This is a genomic window from Mycobacterium sp. NPDC004974 (genome assembly GCF_053600815.1).
On sequence record NZ_JBSGAQ010000015.1, the window covers coordinates 67,185 to 91,503 of the forward strand.

At 68.2% G+C, this 24,319-nt stretch carries 23 protein-coding genes and 1 tRNA gene; 16 read left to right on the forward strand and 8 right to left on the reverse strand.

Going from position 1 to position 24,319, the window contains the following annotated elements; translation table 11 throughout:
• The first annotated feature begins 8 nt into the window (after nucleotides 1-8).
• Nucleotides 9-1,199 (forward strand): acid resistance serine protease MarP, encoded by a 1,191-nt coding sequence (gene marP, locus ACWEFV_RS26660; RefSeq protein WP_135459093.1) that lies wholly within the window; start codon nucleotides 9-11, stop codon nucleotides 1,197-1,199.
• Here the strand turns inward: marP and ACWEFV_RS26665 are convergent, their stop codons facing one another.
• The gene (locus ACWEFV_RS26665) at nucleotides 1,200-2,135 is read right to left on the reverse strand and encodes an alpha/beta fold hydrolase (RefSeq protein ID WP_450072364.1); all 936 of its coding nucleotides are present in this window, start codon (nucleotides 2,133-2,135) and stop codon (nucleotides 1,200-1,202) included.
• Nucleotides 2,135-2,641, reverse strand: coding sequence for a phage holin family protein (locus tag ACWEFV_RS26670; RefSeq protein ID WP_450072365.1), 507 nt, complete (start codon nucleotides 2,639-2,641; stop codon nucleotides 2,135-2,137). Before ACWEFV_RS26670 ends, ACWEFV_RS26665 begins: the two co-directional genes overlap by 1 nt.
• 174 nt (nucleotides 2,642-2,815) lie before the next feature.
• Between ACWEFV_RS26670 and ACWEFV_RS26675 the strand changes: the two genes are divergently transcribed.
• Nucleotides 2,816-3,451, forward strand: a complete 636-nt coding sequence (locus tag ACWEFV_RS26675) for a S1 family peptidase (protein WP_450072444.1) — start codon at nucleotides 2,816-2,818, stop codon at nucleotides 3,449-3,451.
• 66 nt (nucleotides 3,452-3,517) lie between these two features.
• On the opposite strand, the gene acs is transcribed toward ACWEFV_RS26675, so the two are convergent.
• Nucleotides 3,518-5,491, reverse strand: coding sequence for an acetate--CoA ligase (gene acs, locus ACWEFV_RS26680; RefSeq protein ID WP_450072366.1), 1,974 nt, complete (start codon nucleotides 5,489-5,491; stop codon nucleotides 3,518-3,520).
• A gap of 126 nt (nucleotides 5,492-5,617) precedes the next feature.
• On the opposite strand from acs, the gene ACWEFV_RS26685 reads away from it, so the two are divergent.
• Nucleotides 5,618-6,358 (forward strand): Fic family protein, encoded by a 741-nt coding sequence (locus ACWEFV_RS26685; protein WP_135459085.1) that lies wholly within the window; start codon nucleotides 5,618-5,620, stop codon nucleotides 6,356-6,358.
• A gap of 427 nt (nucleotides 6,359-6,785) precedes the next feature.
• On the opposite strand, the gene ACWEFV_RS26690 is transcribed toward ACWEFV_RS26685, so the two are convergent.
• Nucleotides 6,786-7,643, reverse strand: a complete 858-nt coding sequence (locus ACWEFV_RS26690; protein ID WP_450072367.1) for an HAD-IB family hydrolase — start codon at nucleotides 7,641-7,643, stop codon at nucleotides 6,786-6,788.
• A 422-nt stretch (nucleotides 7,644-8,065) separates the two neighbouring features.
• Here ACWEFV_RS26690 and ssd point away from each other — a divergent pair, with 422 nt between their 5' ends.
• From ssd to ACWEFV_RS26725, 7 genes are read left to right on the forward strand one after another with little or no spacing between them, the layout of a single operon-like run.
• Nucleotides 8,066-9,151 carry a septum site-determining protein Ssd gene (gene ssd / locus ACWEFV_RS26695; RefSeq protein ID WP_135459081.1) on the forward strand — a complete coding sequence of 362 codons (1,086 nt, stop codon included), beginning with the start codon at nucleotides 8,066-8,068 and terminating at the stop codon, nucleotides 9,149-9,151.
• On the forward strand, nucleotides 9,148-10,308 hold the full coding sequence (locus ACWEFV_RS26700; RefSeq protein ID WP_450072368.1) for a TadA family conjugal transfer-associated ATPase: 1,161 nt from the start codon (nucleotides 9,148-9,150) through the stop codon (nucleotides 10,306-10,308). Before ssd ends, ACWEFV_RS26700 begins: the two co-directional genes overlap by 4 nt.
• Nucleotides 10,305-11,090, forward strand: a complete 786-nt coding sequence (locus ACWEFV_RS26705; protein WP_450072369.1) for a type II secretion system F family protein — start codon at nucleotides 10,305-10,307, stop codon at nucleotides 11,088-11,090. Before ACWEFV_RS26700 ends, ACWEFV_RS26705 begins: the two co-directional genes overlap by 4 nt.
• Nucleotides 11,087-11,668 carry a type II secretion system F family protein gene (locus ACWEFV_RS26710; protein WP_450072370.1) on the forward strand — a complete coding sequence of 194 codons (582 nt, stop codon included), beginning with the start codon at nucleotides 11,087-11,089 and terminating at the stop codon, nucleotides 11,666-11,668. The genes ACWEFV_RS26705 and ACWEFV_RS26710 overlap by 4 nt, the downstream gene beginning before the upstream one ends.
• Nucleotides 11,669-11,695: 27 nt before the next feature.
• Nucleotides 11,696-11,899: a DUF4244 domain-containing protein gene (locus tag ACWEFV_RS26715; protein ID WP_450072371.1), complete on the forward strand. Its 204-nt coding sequence runs from the start codon at nucleotides 11,696-11,698 to the stop codon at nucleotides 11,897-11,899.
• A gap of 50 nt (nucleotides 11,900-11,949) precedes the next feature.
• A complete protein-coding gene (locus ACWEFV_RS26720) occupies nucleotides 11,950-12,222 on the forward strand; it encodes a TadE family type IV pilus minor pilin (RefSeq protein WP_450072372.1) in 273 nt (90 codons plus the stop codon).
• A gap of 31 nt (nucleotides 12,223-12,253) precedes the next feature.
• On the forward strand, nucleotides 12,254-12,565 hold the full coding sequence (locus ACWEFV_RS26725; protein ID WP_450072373.1) for an Rv3654c family TadE-like protein: 312 nt from the start codon (nucleotides 12,254-12,256) through the stop codon (nucleotides 12,563-12,565).
• Here ACWEFV_RS26725 and ACWEFV_RS26730 read toward each other — a convergent pair.
• Both ACWEFV_RS26730 and ACWEFV_RS26735 read right to left on the reverse strand, forming a co-directional pair.
• The gene (locus ACWEFV_RS26730; protein ID WP_450072374.1) at nucleotides 12,562-13,587 is read right to left on the reverse strand and encodes a PAS domain-containing protein; all 1,026 of its coding nucleotides are present in this window, start codon (nucleotides 13,585-13,587) and stop codon (nucleotides 12,562-12,564) included. The two genes, ACWEFV_RS26725 and ACWEFV_RS26730, sit on opposite strands and share 4 nt — an antisense overlap.
• Nucleotides 13,588-13,881: 294 nt before the next feature.
• Nucleotides 13,882-16,218, reverse strand: a complete 2,337-nt coding sequence (locus ACWEFV_RS26735) for a DEAD/DEAH box helicase (protein WP_450072445.1) — start codon at nucleotides 16,216-16,218, stop codon at nucleotides 13,882-13,884.
• A 303-nt stretch (nucleotides 16,219-16,521) separates the two neighbouring features.
• Here ACWEFV_RS26735 and ACWEFV_RS26740 point away from each other — a divergent pair, with 303 nt between their 5' ends.
• From ACWEFV_RS26740 to topA, 3 genes are all read left to right on the forward strand, one after another.
• A complete protein-coding gene (locus ACWEFV_RS26740) occupies nucleotides 16,522-16,725 on the forward strand; it encodes a cold-shock protein (RefSeq protein ID WP_003882601.1) in 204 nt (67 codons plus the stop codon).
• Between the two features lie 95 nt (nucleotides 16,726-16,820).
• Nucleotides 16,821-17,414, forward strand: coding sequence for a hypothetical protein (locus ACWEFV_RS26745; protein ID WP_450072375.1), 594 nt, complete (start codon nucleotides 16,821-16,823; stop codon nucleotides 17,412-17,414).
• Between the two features lie 103 nt (nucleotides 17,415-17,517).
• On the forward strand, nucleotides 17,518-20,325 hold the full coding sequence (gene topA / locus ACWEFV_RS26750) for a type I DNA topoisomerase (RefSeq protein WP_450072376.1): 2,808 nt from the start codon (nucleotides 17,518-17,520) through the stop codon (nucleotides 20,323-20,325).
• Nucleotides 20,326-20,330: 5 nt separating this feature from the next.
• Here topA and ACWEFV_RS26755 read toward each other — a convergent pair whose 3' ends face one another.
• On the reverse strand, nucleotides 20,331-21,968 hold the full coding sequence (locus tag ACWEFV_RS26755) for an adenylate/guanylate cyclase domain-containing protein (protein WP_210115710.1): 1,638 nt from the start codon (nucleotides 21,966-21,968) through the stop codon (nucleotides 20,331-20,333).
• A gap of 49 nt (nucleotides 21,969-22,017) precedes the next feature.
• Here ACWEFV_RS26755 and ACWEFV_RS26760 point away from each other — a divergent pair, with 49 nt between their 5' ends.
• The 3 genes from ACWEFV_RS26760 to ACWEFV_RS26770 all read left to right on the forward strand — a co-directional run bounded on the left by ACWEFV_RS26760 (nucleotide 22,018) and on the right by ACWEFV_RS26770 (nucleotide 23,952).
• The gene (locus ACWEFV_RS26760; protein WP_135459062.1) at nucleotides 22,018-23,226 is read left to right on the forward strand and encodes a DNA polymerase III subunit delta'; all 1,209 of its coding nucleotides are present in this window, start codon (nucleotides 22,018-22,020) and stop codon (nucleotides 23,224-23,226) included.
• Between the two features lie 55 nt (nucleotides 23,227-23,281).
• Nucleotides 23,282-23,357, forward strand: a tRNA-Thr gene (locus tag ACWEFV_RS26765).
• A gap of 64 nt (nucleotides 23,358-23,421) precedes the next feature.
• Complete coding sequence (locus ACWEFV_RS26770; RefSeq protein ID WP_135459060.1) at nucleotides 23,422-23,952, forward strand: hypothetical protein; 531 nt, start codon at nucleotides 23,422-23,424, stop codon at nucleotides 23,950-23,952.
• On the opposite strand, the gene ACWEFV_RS26775 is transcribed toward ACWEFV_RS26770, so the two are convergent.
• Nucleotides 23,949-24,317 carry a carboxymuconolactone decarboxylase family protein gene (locus ACWEFV_RS26775; protein WP_135459058.1) on the reverse strand — a complete coding sequence of 123 codons (369 nt, stop codon included), beginning with the start codon at nucleotides 24,315-24,317 and terminating at the stop codon, nucleotides 23,949-23,951. The genes ACWEFV_RS26770 and ACWEFV_RS26775 overlap by 4 nt on opposite strands.
• Between the last annotated feature and the right edge of the window lie 2 nt (nucleotides 24,318-24,319).

Consider the following 24,319-nt stretch of genomic DNA (forward strand, 5'->3'; position numbering starts at 1 on the left):
GGATATAGATGACACCCTCGGTCTGGCTCGATTTCGCAATCCTCGGCATCGGCTTCGTCGCAGCCATCTCAGGCTGGCGCTCCGGCGCGCTCGGTTCCTTGCTGTCGTTCATCGGTGTGGTGCTGGGTGCGGTGGCAGGCGTGCTGTTGGCGCCGCACGTGATCCCGCACGTCAGCGGTGACCGCACCAAGCTGTTCGCGACGCTGTTCCTGATCCTCGCGCTCGTGGTGATCGGTGAGATCGCCGGTGTGGTGCTTGGCCGTGCCGTGCGCGGCACCATCCGCAACCGCCTGTTCCGGGCGTTGGACTCGGTGGTCGGAGTCAGCCTGATGCTGGTCGCGGTCCTGGTCGCGTCGTGGCTGCTCGGTAGCCTGCTGACCTCCTCTGATCAGCCCAATCTGGCTGCGGCAGTGAAGAATTCGCGGGTGCTGACCGAGGTCGACAAGGTGGCGCCGGACTGGATGCGCTCCGTCCCGAACCGGTTGTCGGCGCTGCTGGACACCTCCGGGCTGCCCGATGTGCTCGAACCGTTCGGCCGCACCCCGATCGTCAACGTCGACGCCCCCGACGCCTCGCTGGCCACCGATCCCATCGTGACGACGAGCCGGCCCAGCGTGGTCAAGATCCGCGGTATCGCACCGAGCTGCCAGAAGGTGTTGGAGGGCAGCGGGTTCGTGGTCGCGCCCAATCGCGTGATGTCCAATGCCCACGTGGTGGCCGGCGCCGACAGCGTGACCATCGAGGCCGACGGCAAGACCTACGACGCGGGCGTGGTGTCGTACGACCCCAACGCCGACATCTCGATCCTCGATGTCCCGAATCTGCCGATCACTCCGCTGCAGTTCGCCGAACAACCGGCCCCCAAGGGCACCGACGCGGTGGTGATGGGTTACCCGGGCGGTGGTGACTTCCTGGCCACCCCGGCCCGCGTGCGCGAGATCATCGAGCTCAACGGACCCGACATCTACCGGAGCACCACCGTCACCCGCGAGGTCTACACGGTCAGGGGCACAGTGCGGCAAGGCAATTCCGGCGGCCCGATGATCAACCGGGCCGGCAAGGTGCTCGGCGTGGTGTTCGGTGCGGCAGTCGACGACGCCGACACCGGGTTCGTGCTGACCGCCAAGGAAGTCGAGCGTCAGCTGGCCAAGGTCGGCAACACCCAGCGGGTGGCAACCGGGACGTGCATCAACTCCTGATCACTTGGCGTGCAGCTGGGCCAGGAAGCGGCCGAGCTGCTCGTTGACCGCCTCAGGCTGTTCCTCATGGCCGAAATGCCCTGCATCCGTGATCGATACGTAGCGGCCGTGCGGCGCATAACGTTGGGTCCGGTGCACCGGGTCGGTGAGGACATACGGGTCGGCGTCGCCGCGCATGTGCAACACCGGCACGTTGATCGGGCGTTTCATCGAGCGCATGAACCGCAGACCCTCGCCGCGCAGTTGGCTGCGAACCGCCCACCGCTGATATTCCAGTGCGCAGTGCGCGGCTCCCGGAATCTGGATGGCCTGGCGCAGATGGCCCATGGTGTCGGAGAAGTCTTGGCTGGTCTGCCATTTGGCCCCGGCCCGGCTGCGGATGAGGCGCTCCAACTCAGCGCCGTCGTGCCGGGTCAGCGCGTGTTCGGGCCACCCGGGCAGTTGGTAGCGCAGCATCGACGGCAACAGGGCCCGGCCCTGGTCCCGGCGGGTCAGTGTGGAGGCCCGCAGAGCCACCGGGTGCGGTGAGCTGACGAGGGCGATCGCGTTGACCACGCGGGGGTGCAGCACAGCCGTCGCCCAGCACACGAGGCCACCGTCGGCATGACCGACCAGCGTCGCGGTCTTGTGTCCCAGCGCCCGGACCAGTCCGGCGGTGTCCCCGGCCAGGGTCCAGCCGTCGTAACCGCGCGGTGGTTTGTCGCTGTCGCCGTAGCCGCGCAGGTCGACCGCGACGACCCGGGCTCCGGTCAGTCCGGTGAGTTGGTGACGCCACGACCACCAGAACGAGCCGAACCCGTGCAGAAGAATGACCAGTGGACGGTCGGGTTGCGAGCTCTCGCCCTCGACGACATGGAAGCGAATGCCGTTGGCGTGCACCTGCAGATGCCGCCATGGCCCCTCGATCCTGGTGATCGACGGGTCGGGTGGGGGCATTACCAGCCTGACGGGTCGGTGGCCGACTTGGTCTGGACGGCCGGCAGGGCTCCCTTGTCGTGGCCGGGCGTCAGTGCCTCGCGTGTCTCCTTGACCGATTCGATGGTCTGCTGGGGACCCTTGATCCGTCGCACCTTCAGGAAGCCGAACACCGCCAGCGCCCCGGTGGTCAGCACCATGAGGCCGAACACGATCAGGAAGGCAACCCAGCGCCAGAGCCAGGTGTCGAGCAGCTCGGCCAGGAAGAAGAAGAAAAAGAAGGTCGAGTAGAACAGGACGACCAGCGCGGCGATGAAGAACACGCTGCCGGTCAGGCCCTTCTTCACATCTCGGGTGATCTCGGCCTTGGCCAGCTCCACCTCGGCGCGCAGCAGGGTGGAGACCTGCGCGGTGGCGTCCTTGACCAGGTCGCCGATCGAGGGGTCCGGCTTGGGGGCATGCGGGTCGACGAGCGGAATCGAGGTCACCGTCGTCGGAACGCCGTCCCTGCGGTCGCCTGTGCTCATGGCGTTCATGTTGCCATGCGGCGAACCCGTTAACGATCCCGGCCGACATCCGCGTCTTAGTAGACTGACCTCATTCTTGACTTGCGCGGGTCGGGCGCGTCGATCGGAGGACTCTTGACGAGCAGACACCGCTGGCAGTGGCTCATTGGTGCATCCGTCATCGGCATCGTGGCGATGCTGACCCCTGCCCCGGCGCATGCTGATCCGCCGGTGGTGCTGGGCGGCGGCTCGGGCATCGTGGTCAACGGCGATGCGTTCTGCACGCTCACCACGATCGGGCACGACAGTGCCGGCCGGCTCATCGGTTTCACCTCGGCGCACTGCGGCGGACCGGGTGCCACGGTGTCGGCTGAAGGCGCCGACAGCGCGGGGGTGCTGGGCACGATGGTGGCCGGTAACGATGGCCTCGATTACGCGGTCATCCAGTTCGACCCGGCGAAGGTGACCCCGACCAACAACGTCAACGGGTTTCAGATCGACGGCCTGGGGCCGGATCCGGCGTTCGGTGAGATCGCGTGCAAGCTCGGGCGCACCACGGGATATTCGTGTGGCGTGACATGGGGTCCGGGCAAGGACCCGGGCACCATCGTCAACCAGGTGTGCGGGCAGCCCGGTGACTCGGGTGCGCCGGTGACCGTCAACAACCGGCTGGTCGGCATGATTCACGGCGCCTACTCCGAGGAACTGCCGACCTGCGTGGTGAAGTTCGTGCCGCTGCACACGCCGGCCGTGACGATGTCGTTCAACACGCAGCTGGCGGACATCACCGCCAAGAACCGACCGGGAACGGGTTTCGTCCCGATTTCCTAGCGCCAGCAGACGCAAAACTGCCCCTTTTCAAGCGAAAAGGGGCAGTTTTGCGTCTGCTCGGCGGAGTTACTTGCTGGCGCGGATCGCCTCGAACACGCTGGGGTCCACCAGCGTCGAGGTGTCACCGAGCTCACGGCCCTCGGCGACGTCGCGCAGCAGCCGCCGCATGATCTTGCCGCTGCGGGTCTTGGGCAGCTCGGGCACCACGTGGATCTCCCGCGGCTTGGCGATCGGGGAGATCTCGGTGGCCACCTGGGCGCGCAGCTCGTCGATCATGGTGTCGGCACCGCCGTGCGCGCTGGCCTTCAGGATCACGAACGCGCAGATGGCCTGTCCGGTGGTGTCGTCACTGGCGCCGACGACTGCCGCCTCGGCCACCCCGGAGTGCCCGACCAGGGCCGACTCCACCTCGGCGGTCGAGATGCGGTGCCCCGAGATGTTCATTACATCGTCGATGCGGCCCAGCACCCAGATGTTGCCGTCAGAGTCGTAGCGGGCGCCGTCACCGGCGAAGTACCAGCCCTGCTCGGCGAAGCGTGACCAGTAGGTTTCCTTGAACCGCTGCGGGTCACCCCAGATGCCGCGCAGCATCGCCGGCCACGGCTTGTCCAGCACCAGGTAGCCGGTGACGTGCTCGGCTTCGTCGGCGCCGGGTACCAGCTCGGTGCCTTCGTCGTCGACGATCCTGGCTGAGATGCCGGGCAGCGGAGTCATCGCCGAGCCGGGCTTGGCTGCGGTCACACCGGGCAGCGGCGAGATCATGATGGCCCCGGTCTCGGTCTGCCACCAGGTGTCCACGATCGGAGTCTTGTTGGCGCCGATGACTTCCCGGTACCAGCGCCAGGCCTCGGGATTGATCGGCTCGCCCACCGAGCCGAGCAGCCGCAGGCTGGACAGGTTGTGCGCGGACGGGATCTGACGGCCCAGCTTCATGAAGGTGCGGATCAGCGTCGGCGCGGTGTAATAGATTGTGACGCCATACTTTTCGATTATCTCGAAGTGGCGGTGCTCGGTCGGTGAGGTGGGGGTGCCCTCGTAGACCACCTGGGTGGCGCCGTTGGCCAGCGGTCCGTAGGTGATGTAGGTGTGCCCGGTCACCCAGCCGATGTCGGCGGTGCACCAGTACACGTCGGTCTCGGGTTTGAGGTCGAAAACGTTGTAGTGCGTGTACGCCGCCTGGGTGAGGTAGCCGCCCGAGGTGTGCACGATGCCCTTGGGCTTGCCGGTGGTGCCCGAGGTGTAGAGCAGGAACAGCGGCTGCTCGGAGTCGAACGACTCCGGGGTGTGATCGGTGGAGGCGGTATCCACGGTCTCGTGCCACCACAGGTCGCGGCTGTCGGTCCAGTTCACGTCGATTCCGGTGCGCCGCACCACCAGTACGTGCTCGACCGACGGCTGGTCCGAGACGGCCTCGTCGACGGCATCCTTCAATGAGGCGGCCTTGCCGCGCCGGTACTGGCCGTCGGTGGTGATGACGAGCTTGGCCTGGGCATCCTCGATGCGTGCCTTGAGTGCACTGGCGGAGAAACCGGCGAACACCACAGAGTGCATGGCGCCCAGTCGCGCGCAGGCCAGCATCGCCACGATCGCCTCGGGCACCATCGGCATGTAGATGGCGACGCGATCGCCGGCGGTCAGGCCGAGTGCGGTCAGGGCATTGGCCGCTCGGGAGACCTCGTCCTTGAGTTGGGCGTAGGTGATGTCGCGGGCATGGGCAGGATCGGGGCCGACCGGTTCCCCCACCCAGTGGATCGCGACCCGGTCGCCGTTGCCCGCCTCGACGTGACGGTCGACGCAGTTGTAGGCGACGTTGAGCTTGCCGCCCACGAACCACTTCGCGAACGGTGCCTCCGACCAGTCGAGTACCTCGCTGAACGGGGTCTGCCAGCTCAGCCGGTTGGCCTGGGCGGCCCAGAACGCCAGCCGGTCTTGCTCGGCCTCGGCGTACAACTCACCCGTCGCGTTGGCGTTGGCCGCGAAATCGGCAGGCGGCGGATAGGCTGACGGAACTTCGGTAGACGTCGCTGGGGCGTTTGACATGCGTGTGAGCCTAGTCACCAAACGTTGCAGCGGCGTTGGGACATCACATGGCGGCTGCCGGGCGGCGGTCTTGATGCGCCCAACGGTCGGCGAGATGACGTTCAGCGGTCGGCTAGCGTTTCGGCTATGACCGATCCACTCGCACCGCTGGTCGACCTGCCCGGTGTTTCTGCGGCCAGCGACGAGGCGCGTGAGGCCCTGGGCCGGGCGCATCGACACAAGTTCAATCTGCGCGGCTGGCCGCAGACCGCTGCCGAAGCTGCCCTGCGGGCGGCGCGGGCCTCGGCGGTGCTCGACGGTGGGGCCGTCCAGCTGTCCGCCGACGGTGAACCCGACGCGGTGACCGCGGGCGCCATCCGGGTCGCCGAGGCGCTCGAAGGCGGCGCCACCGCGCTGGTCGGGGTGTGGCAGCGGGCCCCGATGCAGGCACTGGCCAGGCTGCACGCGCTGGCCGCCGCCGACCTCACCGACGACGAGCATCTGGGCCGGCCGCGGACCGATCCCGACGTCGGTCGTCGTCTCGAGCTGCTGACCGAGATCCTGGCCGGCGGCTCCAAGGTTCCCGCCCCCGTGCTGGCCGCCGTCGCGCACGGCGAACTACTCAGCCTGGCTCCGTTCGGCACCGCCGACGGCGTGGTGGCCCGCGCGGTCTCGCGCCTGGTGACGATCGCCAGCGGGCTGGACCCGCACGGGCTCGGGGTTCCCGAGGTGCACTGGATGCGGAAGTCGGGGGAGTACCGGGCTGCCGCACGAGGATTCGCCTCGGGCACACCCGACGGGCTGACCGCATGGCTGCTGCTGAGTAGTGAGGCCTTGAAGGGCGGAGCGCGGGAAGCGCTGCAGATCGCGCAGTCGGCAGCCGGTTGACGCTCCCGGTCACAGGGCTCTCAGCAAACGAAAGCGGGCGACGTTCCGAAACGATGTTTCGGCTCGTCGCCCGCTAGCACGGATACCGGTTACCAAGCGTGCCAGATGGGTTACGTGGGTGGCCTCGGCGTCCTTGCAATGCGCTTCGGCTGCAACCCTACCCAAAGGACCGTCGGTGCCGTCCGCTCTTCGCAATCACGCAGGCCCGCAACACTTTTGCCTATTCCGCGGCATGTGCTCCGCGTGGGTGCCGGGACCCGTGCTGGGGAGCCCGGTTCGGGAGATCTAGCCTTCTCTTCCGGCTACACCTTGGCCTCATCCAAGCTTCCGTGGTTCCTTTGTACTACGTGACCACGGTCACAGCAAGGGTGAAATGCGCCTGACTTCTGATCGTTACGCCGGGGTGTCAGCTACTACATGCGGTAGGTCAGGAAGTGAAGCGGCGAAGGAGTGAATATGTCAGTGCGCCGGCCGCCAGGGCGCTGATTCCGACGGCCGCAGTGGTGGCCACCGCGGCCCCCGACGGTGCCGGAATCCGGTCACGCAGCGACACCGGCCTGGTGAAGGTCAGCACCGGCCAGCCGCGCGAGGCGGCCTCCTTGCGCAGTCCCCGGTCCGGATTGACCGCGGTGGGGTGGCCCACGGACTCGAGCATCGGAACGTCGGTGATCGAATCCGAATAGGCATAGCAGTGGTCGAGGGCGTAGCCCTCGCGTGCGGCCAGGGCGCGGATCGCCTCGACCTTGCCCTCGCCGAAGCAGTAGAAGGCGATCTCGCCGGTGTAGCGGCCCTCTTCGACCACCATCCGGGTGGCCATGGCATGGGTGGCACCCAGTGCCCTGGCGATCGGCGCGACGATCTCCTCGCCCGAGGCCGACACCACCACAACGTCGCGGCCGCACAGCTTGTGGTCGGCGATCAGCTCGGCCGCCTCGGCGAACACCAGTGGGTCGACGATGTCGTGCAACGTCTCGCCGACGATCGACTTGACCTGTTCGACATCCCATCCCGTGCACATGTTGGTGATGTAGCTGCGCATCCGGTCCATCTGCTCGTGGTCGGCGCCCGACATCAAGAACAGAAACTGGGCATACGTCGACTTGAGAACGGTGCGCCGGTTCAGCAGCCCCTGGTTGAAGAAAGGTTTGCTGAAAGCAAGCGTGCTGGACTTGGCGATGACGGTCTTGTCGAGGTCGAAGAAGGCCGCCGTACGCACCGGCCGACCGTCGCGCGGTCCGGATTGCTGTGCCATCAACTCCCCGGCAGCCCGATCGGATGCGGTCACAAGCGCCAGCATAGAGGCAGGTGCATCGTCTTATCCGACTGCCAGCGCAAAATGGCAGTTCACGACACATTCTTTCGGGCGTGACTCCCGGAATCCCGGTTGGTAGCCCGCACGGGTGTCTCTTGCATGTTTTGGCAGTTCCGTGTGTATAGTGAGCATTACTCGGCTTATGCCGAGGGTGTATCAGCCCGACCCCCCGGGGCTGATACACGACGACCTCCGCCTCCTCCCCCCCTGGCGGGGGTCGTCCCTTTTCTGGGGGAAGAATCCTCGGCGACCGAGCCTCGTTGGTTGCGGAACCGTATTTTCACTGGACCTGGTCGGTACGTTCGCGGACCGCGGTTCATCCCCAGCGCGCATTTCATCCACAATCCGTGAATTCGTGATGGTGCCCGGCGCGGGGTTGCCCGCAGGGTGGGCACATGGCCGTCCCGAACCCCTCGATCACCCCGACCGGCACCGTGCTGGCCTTGATCGGCGACCCACTGCTGCGTGAGGACGTGTCCCGGGTGGCCGCGGCCGCCGGCGTCGGTCTCGTCGTCGTCGACGAGCCGTCCGGGCGCAAGGCCTGGGTGGCGGCGGCCGCGGTCCTGCTCGACTCTCCGGCCGCGCAGCGGTGCGCCGCCCGGGCGCTGCCCCGGCGCACCCGGGTGATCCTGGTCGGTCACGACGACCCACGGCCGGGCGACTGGCAGGCCGCGATCTCCGTCGGCGCACAACACGTGGTGACGCTTCCCGCCCAGGACGCCGACCTTGTGGCGGCCTTGTCCGAAGCCGCCTGCCACGACGATGCCGGCCGGGGTCCGGTGGTGGCCGTGGTGGGCGCACGCGGGGGTGCCGGGGCATCGGTGTTCGCGGTGGCATTGGCGCAGTCGGCGCCGGCCGCGCTGCTGGTCGAGGCGGACCCGTGGAGTGGGGGGATCGATCTGGTGGCGGGCAGCGAGGACCTGGCCGGCCTGCGCTGGCCGGATCTGGCTCTGCAGGGCGGCCGGTTGGGTTATCCGGCGTTGCGTGACGCGCTGCCCCGCCGGGACGGGGTCAGCGTGCTCTCCAGCGGGCGCTCCGGTACCGACATCGAGGCCGGGCCGCTGGGCGCAGTCGTCGACGCGGGGTGCCGCGGCGGTGTCACGGTCGTGTGCGACGTGCCCCGGCGCGCCACCGAAGCGGCCGAAACCGCCTTGGACGCAGCCGATCTGGTGGTCCTGGTGACGCCCGCCGATGTGCGATCGTGTACCGCGGCGGCGGCCGCGCGACCGTGGGTGCTGGCCTGTAATCCGAATGCCGGTGTCGTGGTGCGGGGCCCATCGCCGGGAGGGCTGCGGGCTGCCGAGGTGGCCCGCATCGTGGATCTGCCCCTGCTGGCCGCGATGCGACCACAGGCCGGCATCGCCGAGATTCTGGAGCGCGGCGGGTTGCGGGTGCGGCCGCGGTCGCCGTTGGGTTCGGCGGCACGGCGGGTGCTGTCGGTGCTCGCCGGTCATCCCGCGCAGGAGGCGGGCGCGGCATGAGCGCCTCGCTGATCGATCGGGTGCGTGAACGGTTGGTGGCCGAAGCCTCTCCGTTCAGCCCGGGCGTCGTCGCCGCGGCGATCCGGGCCGAGTCGGGCGGCCTGCTCGGGGACACCGAGGTACTGAGCAACCTACGGCTGCTGGAGACCGAGCTGACCGGAGCCGGAATCCTGGAGCCACTGCTGTGCGCGCCGACCACCACCGATGTCCTGGTGACCGCCCCCGATGCGGTGTGGGTGGATGACGGCAGCGGGTTGCACCGCAGCGCAGTCTGTTTCCCCGACGAAGGCGCGGTCCGCCGGCTGGCCCAGCGGTTGGCGCTGCTGGCCGGGCGCCGGCTCGACGAGGCGCAGCCGTGGGTGGACGGTCAGCTCACCGGCATCGGACCGTTCGCCGTACGCCTGCATGCGGTGTTGCCTCCGATCGCCGCCGCGGGCACCTGCCTGTCGCTGCGGGTGTTGCGCCCGGCTACCCAGAATCTCGACACCCTCACCCGGTCCGGGGCGATCCCACCGCAGGCCGCCGACCTCGTGCGGGCGATCATCCGCGCCCGGCTGGCGTTTCTGATCTCGGGCGGCACGGGATGCGGGAAGACCACCCTTTTGGCCGCCGCGCTCGGCGCCGTCCCAGACCATGAACGCATCGTGTGCGTCGAGGACGCTGCCGAATTGGCCCCGCCGCACCCACATCTGGTCAAGCTGGTGGCCCGGGGCGCCAACGTCGAAGGCGTCGGCGAGGTCACCGTGCGCGAGCTGGTCCGGCAGGCATTGCGGATGCGTCCGGACCGCATCGTCGTCGGTGAGGTCCGCGGGGCCGAGGTCGTCGACCTGCTGGCCGCGCTCAACACCGGGCATGACGGTGGGGCGGGCACCGTGCATGCCAACAGTCCCGCGGAGGTCCCGGCCCGGTTGGAGGCACTCGGTGCGCTCGGCGGGTTGGACCGCGCCGCGCTGGTCAGTCAGCTGGCGGCGGCCGTGCAGATCCTGCTGCACGTCGGGCGCGACGGTGCCGGGCAGCGCCGGCTCGCCGAGATCGCTGTGCTGCGCCGAGCCGCCCGCGATGATCTGGAGGTGGTGACGGCCTGGCATGCCGATACCGGGTTGGGTTGTGGTGCAGACGCTCTCAATGCCCTCATCGAACATCGGGTGGCGCCGTGACGGCGAGTGCACTGGCACTGGCAGCCGCACTGCTGCTGTGGCCGGCCACACCCCGGCGGGCGGCCGCGCTGCTGCGGGTGGATTCACCGGTCCGGCGCCGGGTGCGTGCAACGCCGGTCGTGGTGCCGGTGGGTGTCATTGTGGCCTGGCTGGTTCCGTTGCCGGTCGCCCTGGCCGCGGCGGTGGTGGTGGGCACGGTGGCGATACGCCGTCGGCGCCGCGCGGCCCGGCGGCAGCGACAACAGGAATCCGGGGCACTGCAGGCTGCCTTGGACGTGTTGGTGGGTGAACTGCGCACCGGAGTGCATCCGGTGACCGCTTTCGCGACTGCGGCCGGCGAAGTGGCCGGGCCGGTTCATCACGGCATGAGTGCCGTCGCCGCCCGGGCGCGCCTGGGAGCCGACGTCGCGGCCGGGTTGGACGATGTCGCGGCAGGCTCACAGATGCCGATGCACTGGGAGCGGCTCGCTTCCTGCTGGCGCCTGGCCCACGCGCATGGACTCTCCATCGCCACGCTGATGCGCACCGCGCAGCGCGACATCGTTGAGCGTGAACGCTTTTCCTCACACGTCGAAGCGGCGATGGCGGGTCCGCGGGCGACGGCGGCGGTGCTCGCAGGGCTGCCGGTGGCCGGGATCGCGCTGGGCCAGTTGATCGGTGCGCGGCCGTTGGCCTTCCTGTGTGGTGCGGGAGTGGGGGGATGGCTGCTGGTAATCGGAGTCCTACTGGCGTGCGCCGGCTTGATGTGGTCGGACCGGATCACCGAACAGGCGCTGAGATGAGCTGGGCAGCACTGTTTCTCGCCACCGCCATACTTGTCGGAGCGGATCCGGCCCGCGTACGCAACCGTGCCGTACCCACGCCGGTGCGGCGGGCAAGCCTGCAGCCGGTGCGGGCTGACGATCCGCTGGCCGCGGCCTCGACGTTCGACTTGTTCGCTGCCTGCCTGGCCGCCGGGATGGCGGTGTCGACGGCGGCTGCGGCCGTCACCCCATCAGCCCCACCGGCACTGGCGCCGCTGCTGCGCCGCGCGGCCGAACTCCTGGCACTCGGAGCGGACCCGGCCAGGGCCTGGGCGGCAGCAGATGCCGCTGTGCCCCAGGACAAGAACGCTGAAGCGCTGTTGCGACTGGCCCGCCGTTCGGCAGACTCGGGCAGTGCCTTGGCCGACGGGGTGGCGGAGTTGGCCGTCCAGACGCGGCACGACGCCGCCACCTCGGCCGACGGGGTCGCGGAACGCGCCTCGGTTCTGGTCGCCGGTCCGCTCGGGCTGTGCTATCTGCCGGCGTTTCTGTGTCTGGGCGTCATACCTGTGGTTGCCGGCCTGGCCGGTGACGTACTGGGTTCAGGTCTGTTGTGAACACACATCGCAAAGAAAGGAAAAACCATGGCAGGAAACATGATTCGGCGGGCGAACGCCAGGGCGACGCTGTTGGTGCTCGACGAATCAGGGATGTCCACCGTCGAGTACGCGATCGGGACGATTGCCGCGGCGGCGTTCGGGGCGATCCTGTACACCGTGGTCACCGGAGACTCGATCGTGAGTGCGCTGACCAACATCATCAGCCGGGCCCTGAACACCAACGTCTAGATGACCGGGGTGCGGTCACCGTCGAGGCCGCGTTCGCGGTCGCGTCGCTGGTGGCTGTCCTGGTGCTGTGCGTCGGCGGCCTCAATGCGGTGGGCGTACAGATCCGCTGTATCGACGCCGCGCGTGAAGCCGCCCGCCTGGCCGCCCGAGGTGACAGCGAGGAGGCGACGGCCGCCGCGCGCCGGGTCGCTCCGTCGGGCGCGGTGGTGCATGTCGGTCAGGACGGCGGTCTGGTGGTGGCTCGGGTCAGCGCAGCCACGGTGCTGCCGGGGTTCACGGTGTCCGCCGAGGCGGCCGCGGCTCCCGAGCCCGGCGTCGGGTGAACGGGGATCGGCCACGCTGCTGGCCGCGGCCATGATCGCGATGCTGATCGCGTTCGCTGCGGGCGGCGCCTACCTCGGTGCGGCCGTGACGGCCCGGCACCGGGCGCAGGCCGCAGCGGACCTGGCCGCCGTGGGCGCTGCCGGCGCCGTGGTGTCCGGCCCGGATGCGGCGTGCCGACAGGCCAACCAGATCGCGGCCCGGATGAGATCGATCGTCGGGTCCTGCCGGATCGACGGGCTCGATGTCGTGCTCGAGGTCTCGGTGCCGGTCCGCCTCGGTCGCTGGGGCGTCGGCCCGGCTCGGGCGGCTGCTCGCGCGGGTCCGGTGGACGCAGCCGGTTAGTCGAGCTGGTCGAGGTCTGCCGCGGCCACCTCGTCATCGGTCGGCAGTCGAAGGGAGATCAGGCCCGCGAAGGTGTCCTCGTCGAGTTCGATCCGGTTGATCGTCATGTGCACCGGCAGCCAGCCACCGTCCTCGGCACGCATCCGCAGCACGGCAGCGGCGGCGCCGTCGGTGAAATCCGACGTCATCCGAGCCATGTGCCGGGCGTCGGCAGGGTGGATGCGGGCCTGCCCGCCGTCGTGGTTACGCCAGTCGAAGAACGGTGCGGGATCGTCGAGCCATTTCAGAAGCTTCCAGTCGTCGAGGCCGACCAGCGCCCGGTGCACACCGGGCCGGGCCAGCCCGTTGAGGATGCGTTGGGCCAGATTGTCGGGGCGCGCCACCGCTTTCTCACGCTCGCTGCGCCAGTTCATCGCCCGGCAGATCAGCCGCTCGGAGCCGTCATCGTGGGGTTCCAGCATTACCCGGGCCACGAATCCCGCGGTGATGGGCTCCCCGCGGTGGTCGGTGAGATCCCAGGTGGCGCACATAGTGTGGCCCACCACGGGTTTGATCGTCATGGCCAACACCTTGGCCTCACTGCCGTTGAGGTCCCTGGCCGGCAGGTCATCGGCGAACATTCGGCCATGGGTGGCTTCGATCTCCGGGTTCTTACCGCCGTTGAGCAGGGATTCGGCAGTGTCGGTAGCCACGCCGGTTGTCAGGTCCCAGACCAGCGGGCCCGGAACGGGCCGCGGCGGCGGCTCGGCATCGGTCGGCCCGATCCAGACGTGCACCCCGTGGATGTGTCCGTCTGACATCCGCACCACCTCAGTGCGGATTACGCGGTCGTTCTTGGGTGTGATGCTGCTGAGGCCCTGGCCGGCCTGCACGGTTTCCCTGATGGCGCTCTGAATTGCCATCAGGTGCGGATTCCGGCGCAGAAACACACTGATCGGGACGAGGTTCTTTGTCTGCAGACCTCGTGCGACCACAACAGGCTCGCTACCCAGTGTCTCCACGAGCAGCCAGTCGTGGGTCATGCGCGGCATTTTACCGGCGGGACCGTAGCTGTCTGCACACCCGACAACGACGGAATCCGCACCTGAAAACTGCGGATTACGGTCGCAGTTTCCGAAACTAGCGCCTGTCGGGTTGCAAACATGAGTGAGGTCACGTAATTTGCCACTGCGCCCGGCCTCCGGGATTGGGAACGGATCGCGTTGTCCGACCGTTCGTCGCAACGTCTGTGTGTTCGGCGTGGCCGAATGCAGCCACGTAGTTGTCGATCCGCGTAGTCGGCCGTCGAGGGGTCGGTCGTCAACGCGGTCGGGGGATCACGCTGAGGACGTACTCAGCGCGCCGAGCACCAGGCGGAGCACTTTCACCGCGCCCGTTTTGTCCAGCGGGTCGTTGCCGTTACCGCACTTCGGTGACTGCACGCACGAGGGGCAACCCTGCGGGCACTCACAAGCTTCGATCGCGTCGGCCGTCGCGCCCCACCATGTACTCAGATTGCGGAATCCGCGGTCGGCGAAGCCGGCACCGCCCGGATAGCCGTCGTACACGAAGATCGACGGCAAACCGTCCACCGGCCCGACGGCCGTCGAGACCCCGCCGATGTCGCCCCGGTCGCAGCTGGCCACCAGCGGCAACAGACCTATCGACGCGTGTTCGGCGGCGTGCAGGCTCCCCGGGACGGCGAGCGGGTCAATACCGCTGTCCTGCAGTGCTTCCGGGGTGATGGCGCACATCACCGCCATGGTGTCCAGCGTGCTGGGTGGCATGTCCAGTTCCACGAAATCGATGACCTCGCCGTCGATGCGGCGGCGCAGGTAGCCGACCACGGTGTTGGTCACCGACACCGGAACCAGGCCGACCGTGACCGGCCCGAACGTCCTGCGTTCGCCGGGCCCGGTGACCGATATGTCGGTGAGTTCCCTGGCGAAGGTGCTGTAGCCGGGATCGGTGGCGTACACGAACGCCACACCGTCCTCGAAAGACAGCGAGTCGACCAGGTAGGTCTCGCCCTGGTGCAGGTACACCGCGCCTGGATGCAGCGAGGCTGCTGCCCGGCCGGCGCCGGTGCTGCCCAGCATCCGGCCGGTATCGGCTTCCAGGATCGCGATCTGGCCGCCGCTGGAGCCGCGGATGTCCACGGCCGGGTGCGGATCCACCCCGGGCGCGGGGAAGTAGCCGCCCGGACGCTTGCGCAACAACCCGTCGTCGACCAGCGTTCCGGCCACCGCCTCGGCGTTCCACAGCCGGACCTCGGCCGCCGTCAGCGGCAGCTCGGCTGCGGCGCAGAGCAATTGCGGGCCCAGCACGTGCGGATTCGTCGGGTCGATCACCACCCGCTCGATCGGCTTGTCCAAAAGCGCCGCGGGATGATGAACGAGATAGGTGTCCAGGGGGTCATCGCGGGCGATCAACACGATCAACGCGCCCTGCCCACGCCGGCCGGACCGGCCGGCCTGCTGCCAGAACGAAGTGACGGTGCCGGGAAATCCGGCCAGCACCACCGCATCCAGCCCCGCGATGTCGATGCCCAGTTCCAGCGCATTGGTGGTGGCCAGCCCACGCAGCCGCCCGTCGGTCAGCGCGCGTTCCAGCTCGCGGCGGTCCTCGGCGAGATAGCCGGCGCGGTAGGACGCCACCAGATCGGCCAGCTCGGGTGCGGTGTCCTCCAACCGGGCCCGGGTTCCCAGTGCGGTGAGCTCGGCGCCGCGGCGGGACCGGACGAATGTCAGGGTCCGCGCGCCCTCGGTCATCAGATCGGCCATCACCCGAGCGGCCTCGGCGCCCGCCGAACGTCGCACCGGCGCGCCGTTCTCGCCGGTGAGATCGTCCAGCAGAGCCGGCTCCCACAGCGCGATCGTGCGAGCGCCCTGCGGGGAACCGTCCTCGGTCACCTCGGCGACGGTCTGCCCGATCAATTCGGCGGCGGTCTCGGCCGGTGACGCCGTGGTGGCGCTCGCGAAAATCACCGTCGGCCCGGAACTGTCAGGGGAGTAGCGTTCGCACAGCCGCAGCAGCCGGCGCAGCACCATGGCCACGTTGGAGCCGAAAATGCCACGGTAGTAATGGCATTCGTCGACGACGATGAACTTGAGGTGGCGCAGGAACACCGCCCAGCGGGCGTGGTTGCGCAGCAGCGACAGGTGGATCATGTCGGGGTTCGAGAAGATCCAGCGTGATCGCTCCCGGGCGAACCGGCGCACCTCGGTCGCGCTGTCGCCGTCGTACGGAGCCGGCGCGACATCGCGCAGTGCGGTCACGGTCTCGGTCAGATGCTGCGCGGTACGCAGCTGGTCATGACCGAGCGCCTTCGTCGGTGATAGGTAGAGCACCCGCGCCTGCCGGTCTTCGGCCAACGCCGACAGGATCGGTAGTTGGTAGGCCAGAGACTTGCCCGACGCGGTTCCGGTGGACACGACCACGTGACGTCCGTCGTGGGCCAACTCGGCGGCGGCGAGTTGATGCGACCACGGTGCGGAGATCCCGCGGTCGGTCAGCGCCTGCACGACCTCCGGATGAGCCCATTCTGGCCACTGCTGCGGTTTGCCGTGTCGTGGCGGGATATCCGCAACATGGCGTAGCGGATCTTCGCCGGACGGGGTGCCGTCGACAGCGCAAGCCAGCAGCTCACGGCCGAAATCCGACCCCTGATCCAGCACTCCTGATCCTCCTACCATCTACCCCGCCGACATCGGCCCGGATTTGTAAACGAATTGTTCACCACGCGCCGTATCCCGAGACTGTTGCAGCGGCCCTCAACATGATTGACTGATCACGGTCGCAGCTTCTGTGTTTGTACTCGCACTCGCAGGATCGTCGTTGCGATCGCGGTTCCTGCGAGGGTTGTAGGTCGGGTCTAAGTTCCGGGCGACTCCACGAAGGTATGGCGGTCGGAACGGGCCCGGTGCACCGGAAGTAGGTGGACCGCACCCGGTTGAAAGAGAAGGAAAGAACAAAAGATGCCACAGGGAACTGTGAAGTGGTTCAACGCGGAGAAGGGCTTCGGCTTCATTGCTCCCGAGGACGGCTCTGCTGACGTGTTTGTCCACTACACGGAAATCCAGGGCAGCGGATTCCGCACCCTGGAGGAGAACCAGAAGGTTGAGTTCGAGGTCGGCCAGAGCCCCAAGGGGCCGCAGGCCACGGGTGTTCGGGCCATCTGAGCCACAAACCCAACGAGACACCCCCGTGTGAGTCCGTACCGGACACCGCGGGGGTGTTCTCGTTTTTGCGGCCCGCGCTGGCCTAGTGTCGATTTGTGAGCCAGCTGTCCTTCTTCTCGGCTGAGTCGGTGCCGCCCGCGGTGGCCGACCTGACCGGGGTTCTCGCCGGGCCGGGGCAGGTTGTGCTGGCGAGTCACGGCGGCCAGCAGGCGGCCCGGATCTCGGTGGTCGTCGACGAGCTGTGGCGCGCCCAGGGCCTGGCCGAGATGATGAGTGAGGCCGGGCTCGTCTCGGAGATCTCCAGGACCGACGAGAACAACCCGCTGGTGCGCACCGCGCTGGACCCGCAGCTGATGCTGATCGCCCGGGAGTGGACCAGGGGCGCGGTCAAGACGGTGCCGGCCGGATGGCTGCCCGGTGCCCGCGAGTTGCGGGCCTGGACGTTGGCGGCGGGCACGCCTGAGGCTGACGACCGTTATCTGCTCGGGCTGGACCCGCATGCGCCCGATACCCACGCGGCGCTGGCCGCGGCCATGATGCGGGTGGGGATCGCCCCGACATTGATCGGGACGAGAGGCTCACATCCGGCCCTGCGGATCAGCGGGCGGCGACGGCTATCACGCCTGGTCGAGAACGTCGGGGAACCACCCGGGGAGGGCGCGGCGTTGGCGCACTGGCCACGTATTTAATGGTGGACACACGGAGAGCCGGTTTGCGTAGGCTCGCGCGTAATGCGAAATTGTCAGTTGCCGGGCGTGGCGCGGCAACTATAGAAGTGGAGCGTAGGCACAGTTGGCTGGCGATAGCGGCAGCGGTAGCAAGGGACCTGTCCGGCGACTCGTGATTGTGGAGTCGCCGACAAAAGCGCGCAAGATCGCTGGCTACCTAGGCTCCAATTATGTGGTCGAATCCTCCCGCGGGCACATCCGTGACCTGCCGCGCAATGCCGCTGACGTGCCGGCAAAGTACAAATCCGAACCGTGGGCGCGCCTCGGGGTCAATGTCGACGACAACTTCGAACCGCTGTACATCGTCAGCCCGGAGAAGAAGAGCACCGTCACCGAGCTGAAGGACCTGCTCAAGGGCGTTGACGAGCTCTACCTCGCGACGGACGGTGACCGCGAGGGTGAGGCGATCGCCTGGCATCTGCTGGAAACGCTGAAGCCCAAGGTGCCGGTCCGGCGGATGGTGTTCCACGAGATCACCGAACCCGCGATCCGCGCCGCCGCGGAGAATCCGCGTGACCTGGACATCGCGCTGGTCGACGCGCAGGAAACCCGCCGCATCCTCGACCGGCTCTACGGCTACGAAGTGTCGCCCGTGCTGTGGAAGAAGGTCGCACCGAAGCTCTCGGCAGGCCGGGTGCAGTCGGTGGCCACGCGCATCATCGTGCAGCGCGAGCGGGAGCGCATGGCGTTCCGCAGCGCAGGCTACTGGGACGTCAGCGCCGAACTGGACGCGAGCGTCTCCGACCCGCAGGCCACCCCGCCCAAGTTCACCGCCAAGCTCAACACCGTCGACGGCCGTCGCGTCGCCGCCGGTCGTGATTTCGACTCACTGGGCCAGCTGAAGAAGCCCGACGAGGTGCTCGTGCTCGACGAGGCCAGTGCCGGGGCCCTGGCCGCCGGACTGCGTGGCGCCCAGTTGGCCGTCAGCTCCGTCGAGCAGAAGCCGTACACGCGCAAGCCGTACGCACCGTTCATGACGTCGACGCTGCAGCAGGAGGCCGCCCGCAAGCTGCGGTTCTCCTCGGAGCGCACCATGAGCATCGCGCAGCGGCTGTACGAGAACGGCTACATCACCTACATGCGTACCGACTCGACGACGCTGTCGGAGTCGGCCATCAACGCCGCGCGTAACCAGGCGGGCCAGCTGTACGGCTCGGAGTACGTGCACCCGACGCCGCGGCAGTACACCCGCAAGGTCAAGAACGCCCAAGAGGCGCACGAGGCGATCCGCCCCGCCGGTGACGTGTTCCAGACCCCGGGCCAGCTGCACGCGCAGCTCGATACCGACGAGTTCCGGCTCTACGAGCTGATCTGGCAGCGCACCGTGGCCTCGCAGATGGCCGACGCGCGCGGTACGACGCTGTCACTGCGCATCGCCGGCGCCGCGGCGGGTGGCGAGCAGGTCGTCTTCAACGCCTCCGGTCGCACCATCACCTTCCCGGGCTTCCTCAAGGCCTACGTCGAGAGCATCGACGAGCTGGCCGGCGGTGAGTCCGACGATGCCGAGAGCCGCCTGCCGAACCTCACTCAGGGGCAGCGCGTCGACGCCGCCGATCTGACCGCCGACGGCCACCAGACCAGCCCGCCGGCGCGCTACACCGAGGCCTCGCTGATCAAGGCCCTCGAAGAGCTGGGCATCGGCCGTCCGTCGACGTACAGCTCGATCATCAAGACCATCCAGGACCGCGGCTACGTGCAGAAGAAGGGCAGCGCGCTGGTGCCGTCCTGGGTTGCCTTCGCGGTCGTGGGCCTGTTGGAGCAGCACTTCGGCCGGCTGGTGGATTACGACTTCACCGCGGCCATGGAGGACGAGCTCGACGAGATCGCCAACGGCCAGGAGCAACGCACCAACTGGCTGTCGAACTTCTACTTCGGCGGCGACCACGGCGTCGAGGGTTCGATCGCCCGGGCCGGTGGGCTCAAGCACCTCGTCGGCGGCAACCTCGAAGGCATCGACGCGCGAGAAGTCAACTCCATCAAGCTCTTTGACGATGAGGAAGGCCGCGCGGTGGTGGTCCGGGTCGGCCGTAACGGGCCGTACCTGGAGCGGATGATCGCCGATCCGGACAACCCGGGCGAGCTCAAGCCGCAGCGCGCCAACCTCAAGGACGAGCTGACTCCGGATGAGCTGACCCTGGAGTTGGCCGAAAAGGCTTTCGCCACACCGCAAGAGGGCCGGGTGCTGGGTGTCGACCCCGTGTCCGGACACGAAATCGTCGCCAAGGACGGACGATTCGGTCCCTATGTCACCGAGATCCTCCCGGAACCCCCCGAGGACCCGGATGCGGGCGCGACGGCCAAGAAGGGCAAGAAGCCGACCGGGCCCAAGCCGCGCACCGGATCGCTGTTGCGGTCAATGGATCTGGAGACGGTGACGCTCGACGACGCGCTCAAGCTGCTGTCGTTGCCGCGTGTGGTCGGCGTCGACCCGTCGAACAACGAGGAGATCACCGCGCAGAACGGCCGCTATGGCCCATACCTGAAGCGCGGCACCGACTCTCGCTCGCTGGCCACCGAGGAACAGATGTTCACCATCACCCTCGACGAGGCGCTGAAGATCTACGCCGAGCCGAAACGCCGTGGCCGCCAGGCCGCTGCCGCCCCGCCTCTGCGTGAGCTGGGCACCGACCCGGCGTCGGGCAAGCCGATGGTGATCAAGGATGGCCGGTTCGGTCCGTACGTCACCGACGGTGAGACCAACGCCAGCCTGCGCAAGGGCGATGACGTGCAGTCGATCACCGACGAGCGGGCCTCGGAACTGTTGGCCGATCGCCGGGCCCGTGGACCGGTGAAGAAGGCCGCCAAGAAGGTTGCGAAGAAGGCGCCGGCCAAGAAGGCCCCGGCGAAGAAGGCCGCTGCCAAGAAGGCCTGAGCCTTCTAGCTGGAGACGTCGCTCTCGGCCGCGCGTTCGAGGTCGCGGGGCAGCACCAGGTTCATCGGGCGGGCCAGCTGGGTGGGCACCGTGCGGCCGCGCAGTTCCACGATCTCGCCGACGTCCCAGCTCAAAGCCTCGGCATCGAGTGCGCCGCTGACCGCGATCGCCGAGGCCAGCACGTGGCCTTCCTCCAGCTTGGCGAGCTCGGTGAGGCGGGCCGCCTCGTTCACCGGGTCGCCGATCACGGTGTATTCGAAGCGGGCCTGAGCGCCGATGTGGCCGGCGATCGCGCGTCCGGCCGAGACTCCGATACCGAACTCGGTGTCGCTGCCCAGCACGCTGAGCAGCTCGTCGTGCAGTTCGCGGGATGCCGCCAGCGCGCCACCGGAGGCGTCGGGATGCTCGATGGGGGCGCCGAAGATGGCCAGCGCGGCGTCACCCTGGAACTTGTTGACGAACCCGCCGTGACGGTTGACGGTGTCGACGATGACCCGGAAGAACTCGTTGAGCAGGTTCACCACGTCGCCGGCCGGGATGGTCGACGCCAGATGCGTCGAACCCACCAGATCCACGAACAGCACGGCGACGTCGCGTTCCTGGCCGCCGAGCTCGGTGCCGCGCTCCAGGGCGCGACGGGCCACGTCCTCACCCACGTACCGGCCGAACAGGTCGCGCAACCGTTGCCGCTCGGCCAGCTCGCGCACCATGTCGTTGAAGCCGGCCTGCAGCAGGCCGAGCTCGCTGGCGTCGTAGATCTGCATGTGCGCGTTGTAGTTGCCGCGCTGCACCTCGCCCAGCGCCCAGCGCAGCTGGCGCAGCGGATCGGCGATCGACATCGCCACCAGCACGGTGCTGGACAGCCCGATCACCAGCGCGGCGATGGCCAGCAGCAACAACGGCGTGGTCAACCGGTCGGCGGATGCGGTCAGGATCGAGAACTTGCTCGCCACCAGGGCCAGCACGATGGCCAGGAGCGGCACGCCCGTCGAGAGCACCCAGGTGAGCACCTGGCGCAGGATCACCCCGGGGGCGCGGAAGTTCTCCGGAACCCCGCCGCGCAGCGCGGCCACCGCGACCGGCCGCAGCACGCGCTCGGACTGCAGGTACCCGATGATCGCGGTGGCCGTCGCACCCAGGGCGGTGGCGACCAGAACCACCGGAGCCGACTTGCTGGCCACCGGCCAGCTGGCCACGATGAACACGATCGAGCCCAGGAACCAGTTCGTGACGCTGATCAGGGTGCGGTAGAAGGGCATCTTCAGCGCCCGCACGCGGGCCAGCTCGGTGATGGCCGGGTCGGACTTGGACAGCAGGGTGTCGCGGCGCTGCCACCGGATCACCGGGATCAGCAGGCGTAGGGCCAGGTAGGCGCCGATGGTGAACGACACGAACAGGTAGCCCAGGAAGATCGCCAGGTTCACCACCGGGAGGTCCTGGAGCTGGATGCGGTCCTCCGGCGGCAGGCCGAAGCGCAGGAAGCCGAGCACGAACAGCGCGCCGATGATGTCGGCCTGCAACATGCCCAGTGTGAACACCGGCCACGGGGTACGCGCCACCCATCGCGCGAATGCACCGATTCGCGCGATGGGTATGGGCTCCGTGGTCACCCGTTCACCGTATCGGGCCGCAGGGACGTTCAGCGCCTGCTGTGACGTGGTTGTGTCGGCTTGACCACTACTGTTGGGGACGATGAGCGGGGTCTTTTCGCGGCTGGTGGGCCAGCAGGCGGTGGAACAGGAGCTGGTGGCGGCTGCGTCGGCGGCCCGGGGTGATTCGCCACACAGTGGCACCACCGTCGGGACGATGACACATGCATGGCTGATCACCGGCCCGCCCGGATCAGGGCGTTCGGTGGCGGCGCTGTGCTTCGCGGCCGCCCTGCAGTGCACGTCCGAGGGGACTCCGGGCTGTGGTGAATGCCGGGCCTGTACGACGACGATGGCCGGCACGCACGCCGATGTGCGGCGGATCGTGCCCGAGGGGCTGTCCATCGCGGTCAAAGAGATGCGCGAGATCGTCCAGATCGCGTCGCGCCGGCCCGGGACCGGGCGCTGGCAGGTCGTGGTGATCGAGGATGCCGACCGGCTTACGGAAGGCGCCGCCAACGCGCTGCTCAAGGTGGTGGAGGAGCCGCCGGCGTCGACGGTGTTCCTGCTGTGCGCGCCGTCGGTGGATCCCGAGGACATCGCGATCACGCTGCGCTCTCGGTGCCGCCACGTCGCGCTGACCACGCCGTCGGTGGATGCCATCGCCGACGTGCTGATCTCCGGTGACGGGCTGCCCGAGGAGGACGCTCGCTGGGCGGCCTCGGTCAGCGGCGGGCATGTGGGCCGGGCCCGGCGGCTGGCGACCGATCCCGAGGCCAGAGAGCGCCGCAAGCGGGCGTTGGGGCTGGCCCGGGACGCCGCGACACCCGCGCGGGCGTTCGCGGCGGCTGAGGAGATGGTGGCCGTCGCCGAGGCCGAGGCGCTGGCGTTGACCGCCGGACGCAACGAGACCGAGACCGAGGAGCTCAAAACCGCCCTGGGCGCCGGTGGCACCGGAAAAGGCACCGCGGCCACCACCCGCGGGACTGCTGGCGCGCTCAAAGAGCTGGAGCGACGGCAGAAATCCCGGCAGACCCGGGCCTCCCGCGATGCTCTGGACCGCGCCCTGATCGACCTGGCCACCTACTTCCGCGATGCACTGCTGGTGTCATCGGGAGCGACGGCGGTGACGGCCAACCACCCGGACATGGCCGAGAAAGTGGAGGCCATGGCCGCCCACGTGCCCCCGGACCGGCTGCTGCGCTGCATCGAGGCGGTGCTGGAATGCCGCGAAGCGCTGGCCATCAACGTCAAGCCGAAGTTCGCGGTCGATGCCATGGTGGCGACCATCGGGCAGGCGCTGCGTGGGTGAGTTGGGTCCTGGGCGGTGTCTGCCGTAAAGTGGTGCCGCCCGGTTCGCTGGGTACGCCACCCTAGCTCAGTCGGTAGAGCAATTCACTCGTAATGAATAGGTCAGGGGTTCGATTCCCCTGGGTGGCTCCACAAGTCCAGGTAGGACAAAAATGCTGCGCTTCCGCAGGTTGAAGCGGCGATAGGCTCCCTGTTTATGGCACGGATCGTAGTGGGCGCGGTTCTCGTCGCCGCGGTTTCACTGACATCTCCGGTGGCGGGCGCCGACCCGGGGCACATCCCTGATCTGGGTAGTTACACCGCGGTGGATATCGACGACTACAACACGTACTACAACTATCCGACGACGAACGGCGCGCAGTTCGTCACCCCGGGTGGGTACCGATGCCGGATCACCTACACGGGCCGTGCCAATCCACCCATGAAGCAAGCCAGCTGCTGGGGTGAGCTGCCCGGTACGTCGAGCAACATGGTCAGCGTCTTCGCGGCCATGTCACTCGATCCGGCGACTTTCTCTACCGGGGATCTGGCCGGCATGGAGAAGTACACGGACTACAAAGAGCCGCGTGACCGCACGGTTGATCCGGCCGACTACAAGCTGCTTCCCGCGGGCAGCAAGCTCGTCTACCCCGATACCGGCACGTGCGCCGTCACCGAGGTGAGCACGGTGTGCGTGGTGGGCGACCACGGCTTCGAGTTGTCGGCGAAGGGCAGCCGCGTCTTCTAGTCCTTGGACAGCGCTTCACGGGCCACGTTGCGGGCCGTATTCGCCGCAGGAAAGCCGGCGTAACCGCTGGCGTGGTAGATGACTTCGGCGATCTCGTCCTCGGTGAGGCCGTTCCGGAGGCCGATCCTGACGTGCGACTCGAACTCATCGGTGGCCCGCAGGGCGATCAGGATGCCCATGGTGACCAGGCTGCGATCACGCCGGCTCAGGCCCTCGCGGCTCCACAGCCGGCCGAAGACATTGTCGACGCCGATCGCCAGCAGTTCATCGCCGAAGCTGCCGTCGGGTTCGACGTTCTTCTCCGACAGATGCGGCACCATCTCTTGAAGGACCCGCAGACCCTTTTCACGTACGTCGTCAGTCATGC

What these genes read in the sequence shown, in the direction of transcription:
- marP (WP_135459093.1), top strand. Translation starts at nt 9, where the DNA reads ATGACACCCTCGGTCTGGCTCGATTTCGCAATCCTCGGCATCGGCTTC.
- ssd (WP_135459081.1), top strand. Translation starts at nt 8,066, where the DNA reads ATGGCCGTCCCGAACCCCTCGATCACCCCGACCGGCACCGTGCTGGCC.
- ACWEFV_RS26670 (WP_450072365.1), bottom strand. Translation starts at nt 2,641, where the DNA reads ATGAGCACAGGCGACCGCAGGGACGGCGTTCCGACGACGGTGACCTCG.
- ACWEFV_RS26685 (WP_135459085.1), top strand. Translation starts at nt 5,618, where the DNA reads ATGACCGATCCACTCGCACCGCTGGTCGACCTGCCCGGTGTTTCTGCG.
- ACWEFV_RS26700 (WP_450072368.1), top strand. Translation starts at nt 9,148, where the DNA reads ATGAGCGCCTCGCTGATCGATCGGGTGCGTGAACGGTTGGTGGCCGAA.
- ACWEFV_RS26770 (WP_135459060.1), top strand. Translation starts at nt 23,422, where the DNA reads ATGGCACGGATCGTAGTGGGCGCGGTTCTCGTCGCCGCGGTTTCACTG.
- ACWEFV_RS26715 (WP_450072371.1), top strand. Translation starts at nt 11,696, where the DNA reads ATGGCAGGAAACATGATTCGGCGGGCGAACGCCAGGGCGACGCTGTTG.
- ACWEFV_RS26710 (WP_450072370.1), top strand. Translation starts at nt 11,087, where the DNA reads ATGAGCTGGGCAGCACTGTTTCTCGCCACCGCCATACTTGTCGGAGCG.
- ACWEFV_RS26775 (WP_135459058.1), bottom strand. Translation starts at nt 24,317, where the DNA reads ATGACTGACGACGTACGTGAAAAGGGTCTGCGGGTCCTTCAAGAGATG.
- ACWEFV_RS26740 (WP_003882601.1), top strand. Translation starts at nt 16,522, where the DNA reads ATGCCACAGGGAACTGTGAAGTGGTTCAACGCGGAGAAGGGCTTCGGC.
- acs (WP_450072366.1), bottom strand. Translation starts at nt 5,491, where the DNA reads ATGTCAAACGCCCCAGCGACGTCTACCGAAGTTCCGTCAGCCTATCCG.
- ACWEFV_RS26730 (WP_450072374.1), bottom strand. Translation starts at nt 13,587, where the DNA reads ATGACCCACGACTGGCTGCTCGTGGAGACACTGGGTAGCGAGCCTGTT.
- ACWEFV_RS26760 (WP_135459062.1), top strand. Translation starts at nt 22,018, where the DNA reads ATGAGCGGGGTCTTTTCGCGGCTGGTGGGCCAGCAGGCGGTGGAACAG.
- ACWEFV_RS26725 (WP_450072373.1), top strand. Translation starts at nt 12,254, where the DNA reads ATGATCGCGATGCTGATCGCGTTCGCTGCGGGCGGCGCCTACCTCGGT.
- ACWEFV_RS26675 (WP_450072444.1), top strand. Translation starts at nt 2,816, where the DNA reads ATGCTGACCCCTGCCCCGGCGCATGCTGATCCGCCGGTGGTGCTGGGC.
- ACWEFV_RS26665 (WP_450072364.1), bottom strand. Translation starts at nt 2,135, where the DNA reads ATGCCCCCACCCGACCCGTCGATCACCAGGATCGAGGGGCCATGGCGG.